The organism is Leptospira vanthielii serovar Holland str. Waz Holland = ATCC 700522 (genome assembly GCF_000332455.1).
In the GTDB taxonomy this organism is placed as follows: Bacteria; Spirochaetota; Leptospiria; order Leptospirales; family Leptospiraceae; genus Leptospira_A; species Leptospira_A vanthielii.
Window position 1 is genome coordinate 1 of record NZ_AOGY02000022.1, and the last position, 2,542, is coordinate 2,542.

Sequence of the window (2,542 nt, forward strand, 5' to 3'; positions counted from 1 at the left end):
AAATTAGATATTTAAAACTTAATTCTTCAAATTTTTANGTTTTGAATTTTGAGTTTCATTTGTTTAATTTGATATTCTGGTTAATCATGGAATATTCATTGTGCAAACAAATATTTCGATCTTTCAGTTTGCAATTTATTAATTATTTTGTTAAATTGAGTATTAAGTTCTACTTCATTTATTTCATTACGATAGATGAAATAATATTTCAATGGATCAGTCAGTAAATCTGGAAATTCTTCACCAAGTAATACTTGCTTTCTATTAACTTTATCCAAATTTTCCATTTTTTTAAATAGAATATAAGATAATATTGAATCCAATTGAAAATTCAGGTTTTTGAAATCCGCTTTAGACTTTAAATCGATAAAAAATTGTCCTCTATCGTTTGTTATTATTAAATTATAATCTTTATATGACAATTCAACAATGGCCCCCATTCCTGGACCCACAGTTTTTGAATAAAATTTGAATTTATATTTTTCAAGTTCAAATTTGTAAGATTCGATATAGTTTATTAAGTTTTTTTCGAAGGAATCGTAAAGGTTCATATATATATAATGATTTATTGCGAGCTTAATCTTTTGCTTAAATAGTGAAATTGATCTAAGATTCAAGATATCTTATCGTATTTTTTCTTAATTCATTTTTGGGACATTGCGCATAACGAACTAGACTTACCGAAGTTCCCCGACCCTGAGTCCCAACGGGACGTTAGGGACTGGCATGTAGCTTGCGAATGCAAGGCGAATGCCAGAAGGGGAATTTGCCGGAGGCCGAGCGAGGCCTTGTGCCGAAGCGTAGCGGTAAGTCGCTGTTATACGAAGTTGCTAATTGTATGTTTACCAGTTTCTGTAGAAAGATTGAGAGAGGTCACTAGTTATTACAATTAAAGAGAAATTAATCGCAAAAAATATTAGCATCATTATAACTAACTCAGTAGCTGTATCGGTTGAAAGTTCGACCGTTAATTTCGGATATTTTTCACCATCAAATTCCTTCCAAAATGGCTTAGGTAATTCATTCGGATTTTTTTGGAATTTTTCTTTTAACGAATCGTTTGATTTAAATTTAATATTCAGAAATTCTTTAAATTTGTGAATATTTTCTTTTTTCCATAATCTTCTTTTTTGGTATGAGATAGGTGCGCTTATTATGTAAAATGAAATCAGTATTATGATAACTAATAGAAATGCGATTGCAATTATATAGAAGAATTTTCGAAAAATAGAAGGCAAAAATTCTGAAAAATAATATGGCTTAGGCTTATTTTCAGAGTTGTTATATACAATATCTCCGTCCAGTAATTGCCTTTTTTCGGTTTCTAGAAATAATCTTCTGTCTATTTCTGGAGTTGGGGTCTCTACGTAAAAACTTAATACAATCCTCTCGTTTTTCCTCCATTGGGAAAATTCTAAAACAAAATTACGACTTTTGAAAAAATGTGTAAGTGGTAAATCGGAGTAAATTTTCTCTACTTTCAATAACTTATATGATTTAGGTAGATAAAAAGTTAAATTATCATTAATTATATTCTTTTGGTTCCCTTCACCAACTATGGTTTTATCGCTTGTATTGATGATTGTAACAGTAACTTTCCAGAGGTGACGAATTTTTATATTATTAAAATAATAAATTCCTGCAAGTTCAGGTTCTTTTATGTCAGTTAAGTTTGTTAAACGTTCGTATCCGTTATAATTGAATTCAAGTTTTGATAGATTAGAGCTGGAAAAGAAGTAAAGGTATATTGTTGTTACTGATGCTATAAATCCAATGATTGAAACTGTCCAATTTAGTATTCTTTTATAATTCATTTATTTGTTTACTTGAGATTTCTTATTATTTATAATAGCTTGAATTTTTCAATTATTAATGAATGAAATTTAGCAATTTCGTATAACGAACTAGCTAACCAACGTAGGCTGGCCCTGAGCCTCTGGAGGAGGCGTTAGGGATTGGCACGAGGCTTGCGTAAGCAAGAGGAGTGACAAAAGCCTATGTGCCGAAGGCCAAGCGAGGGCGAAGTCCCGAAGTGAAGTGGTTAGCGGTAGTTAATTGCAGTTGGTTTTGTGTTGTATTTGCTAATAATACGAAGTGTTTGAAATCCCAGCGCGCAAATTTTCTTTCTTATTCTTGGTCTTCAAAGCGCGACAATCATTTTTGCATCATGCAAACCGTGACCAAAAAATAATAGGAAATGTAGCGAAATAAATCTCTTAATTCTTATTCTTTTCTTTAAAACGCCACGTATCATTACAAAGTAATAAAACCGATATAAAGATCTATTATCGAATTGAGCAAAGTTGGACCCTCACCTTTTAAGAAAAATTGCGCGCTGGATTTTTAGAATAGAATTAACCAATTGCAATTAACGAACTAGACTTACCGAAGTTGTCCGACCCTGAGTCCCGACGGGACGTTAGGGACTGGCACGTAGCTTGCGGAAGCAAACGAATGACAGAAGGACAATTTGCCGTAGCCCGAGCGAGGCCTTGTGCCGAAGCGTAGCGGTAAGGCGCTGTTATATGCAGATACGTGGCGT

At 32.7% G+C, this 2,542-nt stretch carries 3 protein-coding genes; all 3 read right to left on the reverse strand.

The features are described 5' to 3' along the window. Positions 1 to 95 precede the first annotated feature (95 nt). Positions 96 to 551 carry a hypothetical protein gene (locus tag LEP1GSC199_RS04195; protein WP_002977969.1) on the reverse strand — a complete coding sequence of 152 codons (456 nt, stop codon included), beginning with the start codon at positions 549 to 551 and terminating at the stop codon, positions 96 to 98. Between the two features lie 291 nt (positions 552 to 842). Continuing rightward, positions 843 to 1,814: a hypothetical protein gene (locus LEP1GSC199_RS04200; RefSeq protein ID WP_002977971.1), complete on the reverse strand. Its 972-nt coding sequence runs from the start codon at positions 1,812 to 1,814 to the stop codon at positions 843 to 845. A 540-nt stretch (positions 1,815 to 2,354) separates the two neighbouring features. Then, positions 2,355 to 2,542, reverse strand: a 188-nt coding sequence (locus LEP1GSC199_RS21630; protein WP_232420635.1) for a hypothetical protein, incomplete at its 5' end; no start/stop codon positions are given.

Coding starts and splice junctions, on each gene's coding strand:
- LEP1GSC199_RS04195 (WP_002977969.1), bottom strand. CDS start 551: ATGAACCTTTACGATTCCTTCGAAAAAAACTTAATAAACTATATCGAA.
- LEP1GSC199_RS04200 (WP_002977971.1), bottom strand. CDS start 1,814: ATGAATTATAAAAGAATACTAAATTGGACAGTTTCAATCATTGGATTT.